Origin of the sequence: Chryseobacterium sp. HR92, assembly GCF_045689405.1 — a bacterium.
Lineage (GTDB): Bacteria > Bacteroidota > Bacteroidia > Flavobacteriales > Weeksellaceae > Chryseobacterium > Chryseobacterium viscerum_A.
Genome location: NZ_CP139139.1, coordinates 633,896 through 648,174, shown reverse-complemented (window position 1 = coordinate 648,174; position 14,279 = coordinate 633,896). Strand labels below are relative to the sequence as shown.

The 14,279-nt window shown below is 36.6% G+C and carries 16 protein-coding genes; 4 read left to right on the top strand and 12 right to left on the bottom strand.

Annotated features, from left to right (window positions below; translation table 11 throughout):
- The first annotated feature begins 28 nt into the window (after positions 1 to 28).
- The gene (locus SFA27_RS02910; protein ID WP_407296168.1) at positions 29 to 1,501 is read left to right on the top strand and encodes an alpha-amylase; all 1,473 of its coding nucleotides are present in this window, start codon (positions 29 to 31) and stop codon (positions 1,499 to 1,501) included.
- Positions 1,502 to 1,966: 465 nt separating this feature from the next.
- Here the strand turns inward: SFA27_RS02910 and SFA27_RS02905 are convergent, their stop codons facing one another.
- Positions 1,967 to 3,307, bottom strand: coding sequence for a carboxylesterase family protein (locus SFA27_RS02905; RefSeq protein WP_407296166.1), 1,341 nt, complete (start codon positions 3,305 to 3,307; stop codon positions 1,967 to 1,969).
- A gap of 132 nt (positions 3,308 to 3,439) precedes the next feature.
- Positions 3,440 to 4,342, bottom strand: a complete 903-nt coding sequence (locus SFA27_RS02900) for an AraC family transcriptional regulator (protein ID WP_264516895.1) — start codon at positions 4,340 to 4,342, stop codon at positions 3,440 to 3,442.
- A 131-nt stretch (positions 4,343 to 4,473) separates the two neighbouring features.
- Here SFA27_RS02900 and SFA27_RS02895 point away from each other — a divergent pair, with 131 nt between their 5' ends.
- Together SFA27_RS02895 and SFA27_RS02890 are read left to right on the top strand one after the other, a co-directional pair.
- Positions 4,474 to 4,878, top strand: a complete 405-nt coding sequence (locus SFA27_RS02895) for a cupin domain-containing protein (protein ID WP_407296163.1) — start codon at positions 4,474 to 4,476, stop codon at positions 4,876 to 4,878.
- A 24-nt stretch (positions 4,879 to 4,902) separates the two neighbouring features.
- Positions 4,903 to 5,958 carry an NAD(P)-dependent alcohol dehydrogenase gene (locus SFA27_RS02890; protein WP_047379223.1) on the top strand — a complete coding sequence of 352 codons (1,056 nt, stop codon included), beginning with the start codon at positions 4,903 to 4,905 and terminating at the stop codon, positions 5,956 to 5,958.
- Positions 5,959 to 6,011: 53 nt separating this feature from the next.
- Here SFA27_RS02890 and SFA27_RS02885 read toward each other — a convergent pair whose 3' ends face one another.
- Positions 6,012 to 6,440: a helix-turn-helix domain-containing protein gene (locus SFA27_RS02885; protein WP_081995546.1), complete on the bottom strand. Its 429-nt coding sequence runs from the start codon at positions 6,438 to 6,440 to the stop codon at positions 6,012 to 6,014.
- A gap of 81 nt (positions 6,441 to 6,521) precedes the next feature.
- Between SFA27_RS02885 and SFA27_RS02880 the strand changes: the two genes are divergently transcribed.
- A complete protein-coding gene (locus SFA27_RS02880; RefSeq protein WP_407296160.1) occupies positions 6,522 to 7,400 on the top strand; it encodes an NAD(P)H-binding protein in 879 nt (292 codons plus the stop codon).
- A 94-nt stretch (positions 7,401 to 7,494) separates the two neighbouring features.
- Here the strand turns inward: SFA27_RS02880 and SFA27_RS02875 are convergent, their stop codons facing one another.
- From SFA27_RS02875 to SFA27_RS02835, 9 genes are all read right to left on the bottom strand, one after another.
- A complete protein-coding gene (locus SFA27_RS02875) occupies positions 7,495 to 8,778 on the bottom strand; it encodes an ectonucleotide pyrophosphatase/phosphodiesterase (protein WP_407296158.1) in 1,284 nt (427 codons plus the stop codon).
- Between the two features lie 108 nt (positions 8,779 to 8,886).
- Entirely contained in the window at positions 8,887 to 9,732 is an 846-nt protein-coding gene (locus SFA27_RS02870; protein WP_407296157.1) for a GNAT family N-acetyltransferase, read from the bottom strand.
- A gap of 177 nt (positions 9,733 to 9,909) precedes the next feature.
- Positions 9,910 to 10,692 (bottom strand): T9SS type A sorting domain-containing protein, encoded by a 783-nt coding sequence (locus SFA27_RS02865; RefSeq protein ID WP_052184867.1) that lies wholly within the window; start codon positions 10,690 to 10,692, stop codon positions 9,910 to 9,912.
- A 4-nt stretch (positions 10,693 to 10,696) separates the two neighbouring features.
- Positions 10,697 to 11,221: an ankyrin repeat domain-containing protein gene (locus SFA27_RS02860; protein ID WP_264516889.1), complete on the bottom strand. Its 525-nt coding sequence runs from the start codon at positions 11,219 to 11,221 to the stop codon at positions 10,697 to 10,699.
- Complete coding sequence (locus tag SFA27_RS02855; protein ID WP_407296154.1) at positions 11,218 to 11,763, bottom strand: YceI family protein; 546 nt, start codon at positions 11,761 to 11,763, stop codon at positions 11,218 to 11,220. Before SFA27_RS02855 ends, SFA27_RS02860 begins: the two co-directional genes overlap by 4 nt.
- Positions 11,764 to 11,773: 10 nt before the next feature.
- A complete protein-coding gene (locus SFA27_RS02850) occupies positions 11,774 to 12,121 on the bottom strand; it encodes a hypothetical protein (RefSeq protein ID WP_047379233.1) in 348 nt (115 codons plus the stop codon).
- A 1-nt stretch (position 12,122) separates the two neighbouring features.
- Positions 12,123 to 12,965: a DUF5777 family beta-barrel protein gene (locus SFA27_RS02845; RefSeq protein WP_407296151.1), complete on the bottom strand. Its 843-nt coding sequence runs from the start codon at positions 12,963 to 12,965 to the stop codon at positions 12,123 to 12,125.
- 125 nt (positions 12,966 to 13,090) lie between these two features.
- Positions 13,091 to 13,741 (bottom strand): Crp/Fnr family transcriptional regulator, encoded by a 651-nt coding sequence (locus SFA27_RS02840; protein WP_047379237.1) that lies wholly within the window; start codon positions 13,739 to 13,741, stop codon positions 13,091 to 13,093.
- Between the two features lie 188 nt (positions 13,742 to 13,929).
- A complete protein-coding gene (locus tag SFA27_RS02835; protein ID WP_002976436.1) occupies positions 13,930 to 14,235 on the bottom strand; it encodes a DUF3467 domain-containing protein in 306 nt (101 codons plus the stop codon).
- Positions 14,236 to 14,279: the final 44 nt, after the last annotated feature.

Here is a 14,279-nt window from a genome sequence, read left to right as displayed (position 1 = left end):
ACCTTGTATCTACCAAATCAGCAAATCTATGAACCCAACCATGATTCAGTTTTTCCACTGGTACTCTGAAGGCGACGGAAAATTGTGGAAAGAAGCCGAAAAACAGGCCGGATACTTAGCAAAACTTGGAATCACTTCTGTATGGTTTCCTCCAGCCTATAAAGGAACAAATGGCGGTTATTCTACCGGATATGACGCTTATGATCTCTATGACCTTGGAGAATTTGACCAAAAGGGTACCATTGCTACAAAATACGGTACTAAAAATGATTATACAAAAGCCATTAAAGCCTTAAAGAAACAAAATATACAAGTGATTGTAGATATTGTCCTGGGACATAAAGCAGGAGGTGATGAGCTGGAAAAATTCAAAGTGGTAAAAGTAGATGAAGAGAACAGGGAGAAAATTATCTCCGACGTCATTGAAATTGAATCTTATACCCAATTTACCTTTCCAGGAAGAGGAAAAAAATATTCTGATTTTGAATGGAACTTCACCTGCTTCAGCGGTGTAGATTACGCGGAAGGTATGGAATCCCATATTTATAAAATACAGTCTGAATATGGAAATGACTGGGAAGAAATGATTGATGATGAAAAAGGAAATTATGATTACCTGATGTATAATGACATTGAACACCGAAATCCTTTTGTACGGGAAGAGCTCAATAATTGGGCAAAATGGTATTTTGATCAGACAGATTTCGATGGCGTGAGACTGGATGCTTTAAAACATATTTCTTTTGATTTTTATAAAGAATGGCTTACGCTGCTCCGTTCCAATTCCGGAAAAAATATTTTCGCTGTAGGAGAATACTGGGCTCCCGGATATCTTCATCTTCTCCAAAAATATATTGAAGTAACGGATGGATGTATGAGTCTTTTTGACAGTTCGTTACAGAATAATTTCCATACGGCTTCCAGGGAAGGTGGTTCTTATGATCTCAGGAGAATTTTTGATGAAACTCTTACTCAGGCAGATCCGATGCATTCTGTAAGTTTGGTAGCCAATCATGATACACAGCCTTTACAGGATCTTGAAGCTCCTGTAGACCCATGGTTCAAACCTCTTGCCTATGCATTTATCTTATTAAGAAAAGACGGCTATCCATGCATCTTCTATCCAGATCTCTATGGAGCTCATTATGTGGATAAGGATAGAGAAGGTAATGATCAGGAGATATTTATGCCCAAAGTAGACGGTATTGAAGAGCTGTTAAAAGCAAGGAAAGATTATGCTTACGGTGACCAGCAAGATTATTTTGAGGATGCCAATTGCCTTGGTTGGGTTCGCACTGGTGATGATGAACATCCAGGATGTGCAACTGTTCTGAGCAATAAAGATTCTTACAACAAGCCTATGGAAATGGGAATGTTGTATTCCGGAAAAAAATTCAAAGATCTGTTGAAACGATTCAAAGACAAAGTAACGATTGATGAAAACGGATGGGGAAATTTTCCAGTTCCGGCAGGAAATGTAAGTGTCTGGATTCCTGAATAAGAGCCTTGTCAAGGTTTAAAACCTTGACAAGGCTTGCTTTCATTAGAAAATCAGCAATAAATGTAACGGCAATTCCAAACATCTATGGCCCATTCGCAACATTGCCCGTCTTCGGTGGAAGTACAGCATACTTTACCCCAATTTAAATCTCCGGCCTTTAAACTCTTCAGTTCCTCACGTTTAAGTTTTTTTACTTTGAAATCTTTGTTTGTTTTCATAATTATTATTTTTTATGGTTCAATAATTAAATTTACATCAAAAATCACAATTATGAATAAACATTCAACAACAATCACCTGATTCTATATACATAATTCATACAAAAAACATATAACTGTTGAAAATATGGCTAACCACTCCGTCAAAAATTCTTTGAATTTTCACTGCACCTCCAAGGGAAGGGAATGTTTATCTTCGGCTGGAATATTTGTTAAGATGATTGGTTTTTATAATTTTAGTATGTAACTATATCTTTCGGAGTTCCAGGATCTCCGGTCTTTCGGAGGTATCAGATATTTTTCCGGTTCTGGCAAATTCTGCCCAAAGTGCCCGCAGTTTTTTACCGTTCTCATGAATACGGCTCCAGGGAATATCTTTCAGCAGTTCGGAAGATTTCCACGCTGATTCATTCCCAAAAATCAAAGGAAGATCAATACAATGTGGTGCTCCGATGTGATTGTCTTTCAATTTTGAATGAATTCTGAAGAGATAGACATTTCCACCGGATTCAGCCAAAGTCTGAGCAAATTGTTTTGCCGGATTTCCATAGATAAGTGCTGTAGTTTTTTCAACCGCTTTATCTATGAGTTTTAAACCAAATCCTTTTCCGAAATATTTATTTAAAGCCTCGGAAGTCTTGAGATAAAAGGCAGTTTCATCATTATTTAAACCAATGATCACATCAAATTTCTGAGCATTCTTTTTCCACATCTCCACCGACTCTTCTTCTTTACACAAAGGAAAATATCCGTATTGTGTACCAAAGGGCATCGCAGCTTTCAAACCGTATTTTATTACAGAGGGTACAAATATTTTGTAGTCCTCCATCATTTTTAAAACGTCAGTTTCATCTTTCAATACTTCTGTTTTTTTAAGAAATTCTGCAGACATTTTCTGTCTTTTATGGCGTAATCCCAGAGGAGCACTCTGGATGATCACACGCTGAAATAAATCCTCCACCCCTTCTGAAATCATTAGGTGAGCAATAGCATCTCCTCCTGAAGATTGCCCGAGAAGGGTAATATTGTTTTCATCACCACTAAACTCTGCAATATTGGCTTTTATCCACCTCAATGCTTCGATCATATCCAAAAGTCCAAGATTAGCAGGTCTTGTTTCATCTCCACCTAGAAAACCGAACAATCCCAGACGATACGAGACGGCAACTACGATGATATGTTGTTCTTTCACCCATTCGGCAGGATTGGCAGTAGCAAGATCACCACAGCCTATTTCATGAGATCCTCCATGAATCCAGACTACAACAGGAAGCTTTTCATTTTCAGAAACTGTTTCAGGGCGGGTTATGGAGAGATATTGGGTAGATTCATCTGCTTCAAAGCTTTCAACGGGGGTTGCTCCAATCATTTTTTCCACAAGCGGACTTAAAGCCTGTGGACAGACTGGTGTTTTTTCCGGGGAAATAATTACAGAAGATAAAGAAGCTTCTATGGCAACGGGTTCTTTAAATCTTTCAGAATGAGCATATCGGATACTTCTGGCTCTGATAATCCCCTCTTCTTTTAATGCTAAAATTTTCCCGAACCTGGTCTCAAAAATAGTGGTATTCTGCTGATTGGGTGTCATTTTTAAAACTGTGAAAACTTTTCTTTCTAAATTTAATTATTTAAACACAAATTTCACAAATGATAGTACAAATATTCACTAACTATCATTATGTTATTTGTGAAAAAGATTACTGTTCTTCGTGTTGAAAACTTAGTTCAGGATTTTGTATTCACTTGGAGAAATGCCTACTTTCGTTTTGAACAATCTTGTAAAATGCTGTGGATATTTGAACCCTAAATCATAGGAAATTTCACTGATTGTTTTTGCCTGATCCAGGATTTGTTCTTTAGCGATATCAATAAGTTTGTTATGGATAAATTCCTGAGCGGAAATACCCAGTTCTTTTTTTATCAGATCTCCAAAATAATTGGCGGACAGGTTCAGCTTCTCTGCAAAATAGTTTACCATTGGAAAACCAATATTCTTAGGATTTTCAGATTTTAAATAATCATCAACCAGATTTTCAAATTTTCCAATCACCCCCTGATTGATGTGATCTCTCGTAATAAACTGGCGGTCATAAAAACGCATACAGTAATTCAGGAATAGTTCAATATTATTAACGATTAAAGATTTGCTGTGTTTATCAATAGCCTGTTCCAGTTCAAGCTTAATATTTTTAAAGCAATCCAACACTACTTCTCTTTCTTTTTCAGAGAGGTGTAGGGCTTCATGTACGTCATAAGAGAAAAATGAATAGTCTTTCATGTTCTTCCCTAGGTTGGTTCCTTTTATTAAATCCGGATGAAAAATTAGGGCAAAACCTGCAGGCTGAACAAATCTGTCTTTATTATAAATTCCATATGTTTGCCCGGGTGCAATAAAAACCAAAGTTCCTTCCTGATAATCATAGCTGTGTTTCCCATATTGCATATCTCCACACATTACATCCTTCAGGAAAACGGTATAAAAACCGAATTTTCTTTTATACTGGCATATAGGATCGGATTTGGAAAAATCAATCACACTTACCAGCGGATGCAGCGTTTCATGATTCGCCATTTTATTGTATTCCGAGACCGTATTATAGATTTCAACCTCCTGATTGTCCATGAAGTATATTTTTATTTCTATTCAAAATTACCACTTTCATTTGTAACTGAAATAGTGTCTGTAAAATTGGTAAGTAATTCGGTAATCTGTATAAGTCTGATTTATGAGAAAGTGTCGACTTTTGTACCGTTATGGAAACTTTTAATACAACCATTTTTCCAAAAGGGGAAAAAGCTTCTTCAGATTATTTCTCCGGAGGAACAGCGTGGGTTTATATTCTGAAACCCAATGAGGATAGCCTGAACTGTCAGATTGGAAATGTCATTTTCGAGCCAGGATGCAGAAATAACTGGCATTCTCATGGAGGCGGACAGATATTAATCGTAACTTCAGGAACAGGATACTATCAGGAAAAAGATAAACCTGTACAGATTTTAAACCCGGGAGATGTTGTTAATATTCCTCCTGATGTTATCCACTGGCATGGAGCTGCTCCGAACAGTGGGTTTACTCATATTGCCATTAATCCTAATACTCAAAACGGGATTGTAGAATGGCTGGAGCCTGTAACGGATGAAGAGTATAATAATTTATAAACCTAAATAAACTAAATATAAAAAATGAGTACAATCACAGTAAAAGCTTATGGTGCAGAGTCTACCACAGCAGATCTGAAAGAAATGAATATTGAAAGAAGAGAGGTAACCACAAAGGACGTAGAGATTGAAATCCTATACTGCGGGGTATGCCACTCTGACCTTCATACAGCAAGAAACGACTGGGGCGGATCTTTGTATCCTGTAGTTCCGGGACATGAAATTGTAGGAAGAATTACCAATGTAGGAAGTGAGGTTTCCAAATTTAAAGTAGGCGATCTTGCTGCAGTAGGATGTATGGTAGATTCTTGCGGACATTGCGACAGTTGTAAGCACGATTTGGAGCAATATTGCCAAAACGGATTTACAGGAACTTATAACGGGAAAGATAAGCATCTTGGAGGCCACACTTTTGGAGGATATTCTCAAAAAGTAGTTGTTGATGAGCATTTCGTTCTAAGTGTTCCTGAAAATTTAGATCTGGCAGCAGTAGCACCACTTCTATGTGCAGGAATTACTACATGGTCACCACTAAGACACTGGAACGCAGGTCCGGGTTCAAAAGTGGCCGTTGTAGGATTAGGTGGATTGGGTCACATGGCTATTAAACTGGCAAAAGGACTGGGAGCTGAAGTTACTTTATTCTCAAGAACTCCGGGTAAGACTGATGATGCAAAGCAACTTGGAGCTGATCATGTAGTGATCTCTACAGATGATTCACAGATGGATGCCGTAAAAGGTAAATTTGATCTTATCATTGATACGGTACCTTATGAACATGACATCAATCCTTATATGCAAACTCTTTCTTTGAACGGAACTTTAGTTCTTGTAGGATTTGTAGGTGAATTCCAGGAAACTGAAGTAAGTACTAGACCTATGATCTTCCAACGTCGTTCTGTAGCAGGTTCTTTGATCGGAGGTATTGCAGAGACACAGGAATTGTTAGATTTCTGTGGAAAACATAATATTGTTTCTGATATTGAGCTGATTAAAATGCAGGATATTAACAACGCGTATGAAAGAATGCTGAAAAGTGATGTAAAATACCGTTTCGTCATTGATATGCAATCTTTGTAACTCTTCTATACAATATTAACAGAAACAGGCGCTTCGGATTGAAGCGCCTGTTTTTATTTTTTTAGATTTTGGCTAAAAGCATTCTGATCCTGATTCAACATATATCGGTTTCCTTCAGCACATTTGTTATCATTTCTTTCCATATCCTGAAAAGCCCATGCAGCCATGGCATCAATAACAGGAGCCAATTCATTACCTGCATCACTCAACCTATAGGTCACATGAGGAGGTATTACAGGTTTTGCTGTTCTGATAATCAATCCATCTGTTTCCAACTGTTTCAGATGCTGGATCAGCATTTTTTCTGTTACGGCAGGAATTGCTTTTTTCAGTTCGCTGTATCTTTTTTCGCCTGTGGAAAGATTAAACAGGATAATAGGTTTCCAGAATCCGCCAATTCTTTCCATAACATACATTACGGGACAATCCTGTACTGTTTTCTTATTCTCCTGAATGGTTGAACTTTCTTTGATCGCTGTCATATCTACATACTTTAGGGTAAGTACTTGTATAAAAGTAAGTACAAATATAACTTTGTTCTCAGAAATAAAAAAATATTTATTATGAAAATTGTAATCACAGGATCATTAGGAAATGTAGCCAAACCATTAGCACAACAGTTAATTGCCGAAGGGCATAATATTACAGTAGTCAGCAGCAGCGATGCAAGAAAACAGGATATTGAATCTCTGGGAGCCACTCCAGCCATAGGTTCTATCACAGACGTTAATTTTTTAACTCAGACATTTGAAGGAGCAGATGCTGTTTTTGTAATGACTCCTCCGGCTATCAGCCCGGATAAGATTGTAGAAAACACAACCAATGCAGGAAAAAATTATGCTGAAGCTATAAAGAATGCCAACGTAAAAAGAGCCGTAATGCTAAGCAGTGTGGGGGCCGGATCTCCGGTAGAAAACGGCCCTATTGCAGGTCTTCACAATATTGAAAAAATATATAACGAAGTAGAAAATACCTCTTTCACTTTTTTAAGAGCCGGATATTTTTATAATAATTTTTTCAACGATATTCCTTTGATTCAAAATGCTGGAATCATTGGAGGGAATTATCCTGCAAGTGTTGAAGTACCAATTGTACATCCCAATGATATTGCCCAAGCTGCCGCTGAAGAACTGGTAAAAGACGGAAATACAAACAACATCCGGTATATTGTAAGTGATGTGAGAAAAGCAGCTGATTTTGCAAAGGTTTTAGGAACTTCTGTTAATAAGCCTGAACTTCCATGGGTAGAATTCTCTGATGAAGATTCTTTAAATGGAATGCTTCAAGCCGGATTACCAGAAGATATGGCTCATCTTTATGTTGAAATGGGTAGAGGAATAAGAACCGGGGTTGTTCAGAAGGATTTTATTGATCACAATTCTCCTGTTACAGGTAATGTAAAGCTAGAGGATTTTGCTAAAGAGTTTTCTTCTAAGTTTTAAATCCTTTTGTTTTTCTAAGACTGATAATATGAGTTTCGGCGCACCAAAGGTGCGCCGAAACTTTGTTAACTATTATAATATTTTAAACCATAGACTATTTTTTGTCTTTCAGGGTTTCTTTTAAAATTTTCAGTTTTCCGTCAATTGGCTGATCTATTTTCAATCCTAAAACCTCAGCAACCAAAGGATAAACATTAATATTAGCAAATTCACTGATGACCAGATTGTTTTTAAATTCAGGTCCCCAGGCAAAGAAAGTAGCTTTCATTTCCGGCACAACTTTAGGGTTGTAGCCATGTTTTCCAACAGATGTTTTCTTACCTTTTTCTAAGAATATTTTCGGTGCTTTAGGGATCAGAAGAATCTGTCCTATTCTGTTGTATTGGTCATCTCTTGTTGCAAAATGCAGATATTTAGGAAGTTTTTTATCCAGATACACTTCGTAATCATCTGTCTTCTGAGCTTTCAGTTGTTTGTAAACCTTCTTTACCTCATCAGGATTTTTAACGTAAACTCTTAACAAAGTCTGGGAATTGTAAAAATCAAATCTGTTTTTATCAAAAAGAACGGCCGGGATTTCTAATGGAGCTCCACCGTCTACTTTGATCATTCCGTGGTCAGACACAAATATAAAGTTGACGTTCTTTAAGCCTAATCCATCTACTTTCTGAACAAGATCACCTATCGCCTGGTCTATCAGATGTACAGCAGTTTCGGTTTCTTTTGTATCAGGACCATAGTGATGCCCGCTTCCGTCTACTTCCGGGAAATATAATGATATAAAATGAGGTCTTTTATCTTCCGGTAATTTCAGCCAGTTCACCACTTTTTCTACTTTTTCGGAAGGAGAAAATTTTTCGTGATAAGGGTAGTAGTAAGAAGGTCTCATTCCTCCGGCATCGCTGGCAGATCCTACCCACATTAAAGATGCTGATACCATTCCCTGTTTTTCAGCAAGTCCCCAAAGTGGAGTTCCTCCATACCAGCTTCCGTCTTCAGCATTTTTTTTATTGCTCATGGCATACCCTTCTTTTCTTTTATAGTCGTAGAAAAAATTATCAATCAAGCCATGATGGGAAGGATAAAGTCCGGTAATTAAGCTCCAGTGATTAGGGAAAGTAATACTTGGATAGCTTGGAATCATTGCTTCAGCTTTCACACCGCTATTGGCCAGTTTCAAAAGGTTTTCAGCATTGTACTTCTGTGCATAGTCATAACGGAAACCGTCTGTAGATATCATAATCACATAAGGTTTTGACTGTGCTTCCGTGGTGTTCTGTCTACCTGGGATAATCACCTGGGCTGTATCAATATTGCCCTGTTGCGCAAAAGCCGTAAAAGAAATTAGCAGCAGTAAAAAATGGATTCCTCGCTTCATTATTTTAAAATTTTCCACAAAGTTACATCCTATACTTCTGCATAAAAAGTTTAAGAGATTAAAAGTATATTAAAACCGATTATTTTTTTGAATCAAAATGAATCTTCATTAAATAGATCTTTTCATTTCAAACTGTGACAGCCAATTGTTCAGTCCTACTCGTTCACTGAGAAATTTGCTGGTATTTTCTGAAGAATCATCTACATTGTTCAATGCTATACCCTGCCCGCCATTTTTATCTTTAATAGCGTTAAAAAGCTTTGTTCCAATTCCACGGTTTCTGTAGTTCTTATCTACAGCAAACTGATATACTTTTTTCGCTGCAGGGCCATAGATAATATATCCTACCAGTTTATCTCCATCATAAGCTCCTAAAGTCACATAATTTTCCGGCATCGGCTCCAATACGAAAACTGACCCTTGCCATGAAGGTTCAATATCCCAGAAAGAGCATAGCAGCTCCCATTGAAAGTCTTTCAGATATCTAATAGAAGCTTCAGCATTTTCTTTTCCCTGCTGAATACTTCCGTTAAAACAAAGTAATCTTCGGACAATTACAAAACCCAGGTTTTCATACGCCCTGATTGCAGGCTGATTTCCTTCAATCACTTCAAGCAACAATGTATTGGCATTTCTTTCTTTTAAAACAGGAATAATAAAATCATACATTTTTCTCACCAATCCTTTACCTCTGCTTTCAGGAACTACGCCTGTTCCGCCATTGTATATAATTTTCTCCCCATTTTCAACTTTTTCAGACTGAAGAATAAAACCTACCAGTTTTCCATCTTCAAATGCTCCGGCAGATAAACTCATATCTAATTTTTCTGCTGCAATTTTTGAGACAAGCACCTCTTTCGTTAAGTGGAAAGGAATAACATAATCTGAAAATGAATGGTTGAATACTGACAGAAGTTCGTCTATTGTGATATTGGCTAATGTTTTAAATTCCATTGGTTGTAAAAATTATAAGGTAAAGAAGCTGCCTTTTGTTAAGAATCCGGATATACACAAATATATGAAATTTAAAGCAATCTCCCTGGAATGGGTACTTTAAGAAAAAAAGATACCCCTGAAAAATCAGAGGTATCCGTTTTTAAAAAAATATTTAGGTGTGTTTTTTCTGAAAAATTATTCTTTAATCAGTTTTTCGTAAGATGTAGTTCCATCTTTCAATGTGATTTCAAAATAATAAGTACCAGATTTTAAATCTCTGACACTGATATTTTCTCCATCAAGTTTTACAGATCTTACTTTTCTTCCGGCAGATTCATAAATATCAACAGATTTTATTTTATCAACATTTTTAAAGCTTACCATTTCTTTAGCCGGGTTTGGATAAAGAACTATTTTCTTACTCTCTAAAGCGGTTTCGCTGGTCCCTAAAGTAGAACCAAAAGTAAGCGCTGTAGTACCACAGCTGTTAGAACCATGATAAGCAATCGTAAAGTTTGATAATCTACGTCCATATGTAACGTTTAAAGGGCTTGCGGGAGGAAAAGTAAAAACGTAATCATTGGCATCCCCTGTATTTAAAGCTCTTGTAGCGACTACAGTACGAACGCTTCCAGCCACTGTGTTTGAGGTTACAGTCCAGTTCTGAGTTCCATCCAAAGGCGGAACCACTCCCTGTCCATTAAATGTTCTGTCACTTAAATTGGTTCCATCAAAAATAACAACATCTTTCCCTATATCATCCATATTCGTTGTATCGAAAGCCATTCCCAGCCATCCTGTAGAAGGGCCGATAAGCGTAAGGGTAACTAAAGAAGGAGTAAGGTCTATCTTAACTGAATAAGCCAAATCTGCTCCTCCGGGTGTGGAAAACAGAGGCACAGTTCCTGTCGAATATTGACTTTTTACATGAAAAAAAGCAAAAAATCCGATCAATAATAATGTAGTTTTTAATTTCATATGATCAATTTTTTAATAGGTTAATAATATCCTGATTTTTAGAAAATAAAGCATATTCAAAAACAGTTTTCCCCTGCTTGTCTGCTAATGCCTTATTAGCTTTATTTTTGAGTAACAGCACAACCATTTCTTTGTTTTGTGACTGAACTGCATATATCAATGGAGTTACTCCGCTGCTGTTTGCAACATTGGGATCAGCTCTGTTCTCTAATAATTTCTGAGTAAGATTTTTATCTCCTTTAAAGACAGAAGCCGTTAAAGCTGTTCCTTCTCCACTTGCATAGTTCATATTTTTAACATGAGTGATTAAAAATTCCGCAACCGGAGTATTTCCTCTGTAACAGGCTAAAATAAGTGGTGAAAAACCATTTTCGTTCACCTGATTAATAACATCCGGATTTTGTTTCATCAGCTCCTGTACTTCAGGAACTGTTCCGCTTCTGGCAATATCAAATATTGATTTTGCTTTTTCCTGGGCAGACATCCATGAGCTCAGAAATAATCCTAAAATTAAGATTAGATTTCTCATTGTTTTACCATTACATAATTGTATTCTATGTTGACATTTTCTGCAACTTTCTTGGTAACCATTTTAGGTATAGTCACTTTATAATCTGCAGGTTTGGCCATAAAGCCACCCTGCATATATATTTTACCATCTTTTGCATACAAAGTAGCTGCAGAATTAACAGCTTTATCCACGCCATGAAAGTTAAGCGTTCCCTGAATGGTATATTTCTGAGGGCTGGCCGTAAGCTTTGTTTTATCAAAGTTGACAATTTTCCCTTTGAAAGTTGTTTTCGGATATTTTGCAGATTCAGCATAACTTTCATTGAAATGCTCTTCCATTAATTTGGTTTTAAAATGAAAGTTCTTAACTGTAGAAACGGATGCCATTTCACCGTTATCTGCATTCAGAATGACAACATTATTGTCATCCTGGGCAAAGATGTCATCAAACAGAGGAACCGAAGCTTCAAAAGTTACTTTTCCTGTCTTAGAACTGTATTTTTGTGCTGATGCGTAACTGGCAGTAAGCAGTAATATGCTTAATAATGCTAATTTTTTCATATCAATTTTTTTAATTTTCATTGAGCCCGTCAGCTTTCCATTTTATGAAAATATTGATCTGAGCTGCGGACAACGATCCTCCCTGCGGCATTTTCTCCGGATCACCATTAGGCCTTTGGATACGATCCAGAATTCCGTCTATATTGTTTTTTACCTGATCATAGGTAACGAGAGGTTTATAGCCGCTGGCAGAATGGCAGCCAATGCAATTGTTATCCACAATGGGTTTTACATCTGCTGTATATTTTACGGGTGCAGTGATAGGTGTATTATCAGAAATCTCTTCATAAGTTCTGCTGTCACAAGCCGTCAGTATGATTGCTGACGACAATATCAATAAGGATGTTAGCTTTTTCATATTAAAAAACTCTATAAAGATTAAACCCAAAGAAAATATGTCCCTTTCCCCATGCTCCAGTGGCATTGGTAAGATATCCGATATCTGAATTTATCTGGGAGTTCGTTAATAAAAGCTGGAACACATGTCCTCCTGTTTCTATATCCACCCCTAATGATAATGGGTTTTTATAAAAACTGTGATCGTCGAAATTCACAAAATATTCTGCATTTACAGAAACTCTTTTGGAAATTTTATAGCGTCCTCCCAAACCTGCCAAAAACTGATTTTTGTTTTCAATGGTGGGTTCGTAAAGATTTTTATGAACAAAAGAAGGGGTAAGCTGTAAGGAAAGCTTATCATTGAACCTTCTTGAGATCAATGCCTGTGTAAGATAAGAAAGTCTGTCACTGAATTTAAGGTGTGGATAATTATCTTTATCCAGTTCAGTATTGGCACCCATTACATTGTACCCCACAATATCCACCGGGAAGTTTTCGTTTTGTCTTACCAGTCTGTATTTTACTGCGCCTTCAAACGTTTTCATATTCGTTTCTCTGGAAAGGCTTACGGAGACAGCATCTGAAATACCATAGATAACACCTAATTTGGTTGAAGCATGATCCAGACCGAAAAAGTCTTTAAACCCTGCACTTATATCTCCAAATCTGTGGGCAACGACAATGTACCATTCTTTTCTGGCGGCCAGTTTTGTAGATTGTCCCGTAACAATCTGAAGAGCTTTGAAGGCGGGTTGTGAAGTTTCTGTGTTGGTTTTCACCGTGTCAATATCTTTCAGCAGATCTTCCTGTGCAAAAACAAGACCTGATGCAAATACTGACAAAAATAAGAGAGTTTTCGTCATATACAATTTGAATTAAATTATGATATAACAAACTTATCGAGTTCTCAATTCAAAAACAGGTGATAAAAGTCACCATCCAAATTGTTTTTATCGATGATGAAAATAAACTTTTCAAACAATTAGAATTAGATTATTCTAACATTTTCATTTACAGGTACTTTTATCCCTTCTTTGGTCTGAACAATTTCACCTTCGCTTTCAATTTTTTTCAAAACTCTGCTCACTACTTCCCTGGAAGTTCCCAAACTATTGGCAATTTCACGATGGGTTATCTTAATGGGATTGTTTCCTGTGGATGAAATCTGCTGTTTGATATAATTCAGGACTCTTTTATCCAGCCTGTGAAATACTGCATCATTCACCATATTCATCACTTCTGAAAATCTACGGTCATATTCATGGTAAAACAGTTTATTGATTTCCGGAAATTTTATCAGCCAATCATGCATTACGGTAACGGGAATAAGAATAGCTTCCGAATCTTCTTCAGCGATGGCATATACCCTGCTGACATAATCTGTGAGAATGGATGAAAAAGTCATAAGACAGCTGTCTTTAGGTTTAATATAATAGTAGATAAGTTCTCTGCCATCATTAAGAGTAAAAACCTTGATAGAGCCTTTTATCAGGAAAGGCACAAACTTATTTTTCTGCCCTTCTCTTATGATTTCGGTTTTGGCTTTTATATCAATTGCAACAGCATGTTTTTCCAGCTCAGATAAAAAATCAGCACCTAAAAAGCCAAATTTGCCCACAGCGAATGCTTTATCAATCATATCTTATATTTTATACTTTTTCTCAAACAAAGATATAAAATTGATGAATGGTTATTATATATTTTTATCTTATTAAATAAAATTAACAATTAAACAGATTCAATTTTCATTTCTGCTGCATGGTTTACCTCATAAAAAATGCCCTGGTAAAAACCAGGGCATTCTTATTTTATTGTAAAAAAGAAATCTTACGCTTGAACGTTGTTTCCTCCTAATACGAAAGGCTCAACTTCTTTGATTTCTCCGAACTGCTGCTCGTAGTTAGCGATGTTCTGTTGAAGAGCGTTTAATACTCTTTTAGCGTGAAGTGGAGCAAGAATAACTCTTGATCTTACTTTAGCTTGCTGAACACCTGGCATCAACTGAATAAAGTCTACTACAAATTCAGATGGAGAGTGGTTTACTAAAGCTAGGTTAGCATAGATACCAGCAGCTACCATTTCGTTTAATTCGATGTTGATGTTTCCGTCTTGTGGATTTTGATTGTTGTCCATTGTTATAAATTATGTTTTTAAAATTCGAAATTTGAGATTGTGAA

What these genes read in the sequence shown, in the direction of transcription:
- SFA27_RS02900 (WP_264516895.1), bottom strand. Translation starts at nt 4,342, where the DNA reads ATGGACAATCAGGAGGTTGAAATCTATAATACGGTCTCGGAATACAAT.
- SFA27_RS02855 (WP_407296154.1), bottom strand. Translation starts at nt 11,763, where the DNA reads ATGAAAAAATTAGCATTATTAAGCATATTACTGCTTACTGCCAGTTAC.
- SFA27_RS02880 (WP_407296160.1), top strand. Translation starts at nt 6,522, where the DNA reads ATGAAAATTGTAATCACAGGATCATTAGGAAATGTAGCCAAACCATTA.
- SFA27_RS02910 (WP_407296168.1), top strand. Translation starts at nt 29, where the DNA reads ATGAACCCAACCATGATTCAGTTTTTCCACTGGTACTCTGAAGGCGAC.
- SFA27_RS02885 (WP_081995546.1), bottom strand. Translation starts at nt 6,440, where the DNA reads ATGACAGCGATCAAAGAAAGTTCAACCATTCAGGAGAATAAGAAAACA.
- SFA27_RS02845 (WP_407296151.1), bottom strand. Translation starts at nt 12,965, where the DNA reads ATGACGAAAACTCTCTTATTTTTGTCAGTATTTGCATCAGGTCTTGTT.
- SFA27_RS02895 (WP_407296163.1), top strand. Translation starts at nt 4,474, where the DNA reads ATGGAAACTTTTAATACAACCATTTTTCCAAAAGGGGAAAAAGCTTCT.
- SFA27_RS02865 (WP_052184867.1), bottom strand. Translation starts at nt 10,692, where the DNA reads ATGAAATTAAAAACTACATTATTATTGATCGGATTTTTTGCTTTTTTT.
- SFA27_RS02905 (WP_407296166.1), bottom strand. Translation starts at nt 3,307, where the DNA reads ATGACACCCAATCAGCAGAATACCACTATTTTTGAGACCAGGTTCGGG.
- SFA27_RS02870 (WP_407296157.1), bottom strand. Translation starts at nt 9,732, where the DNA reads ATGGAATTTAAAACATTAGCCAATATCACAATAGACGAACTTCTGTCA.
- SFA27_RS02860 (WP_264516889.1), bottom strand. Translation starts at nt 11,221, where the DNA reads ATGAGAAATCTAATCTTAATTTTAGGATTATTTCTGAGCTCATGGATG.
- SFA27_RS02850 (WP_047379233.1), bottom strand. Translation starts at nt 12,121, where the DNA reads ATGAAAAAGCTAACATCCTTATTGATATTGTCGTCAGCAATCATACTG.
- SFA27_RS02840 (WP_047379237.1), bottom strand. Translation starts at nt 13,741, where the DNA reads ATGATTGATAAAGCATTCGCTGTGGGCAAATTTGGCTTTTTAGGTGCT.
- SFA27_RS02835 (WP_002976436.1), bottom strand. Translation starts at nt 14,235, where the DNA reads ATGGACAACAATCAAAATCCACAAGACGGAAACATCAACATCGAATTA.
- SFA27_RS02875 (WP_407296158.1), bottom strand. Translation starts at nt 8,778, where the DNA reads ATGAAGCGAGGAATCCATTTTTTACTGCTGCTAATTTCTTTTACGGCT.
- SFA27_RS02890 (WP_047379223.1), top strand. Translation starts at nt 4,903, where the DNA reads ATGAGTACAATCACAGTAAAAGCTTATGGTGCAGAGTCTACCACAGCA.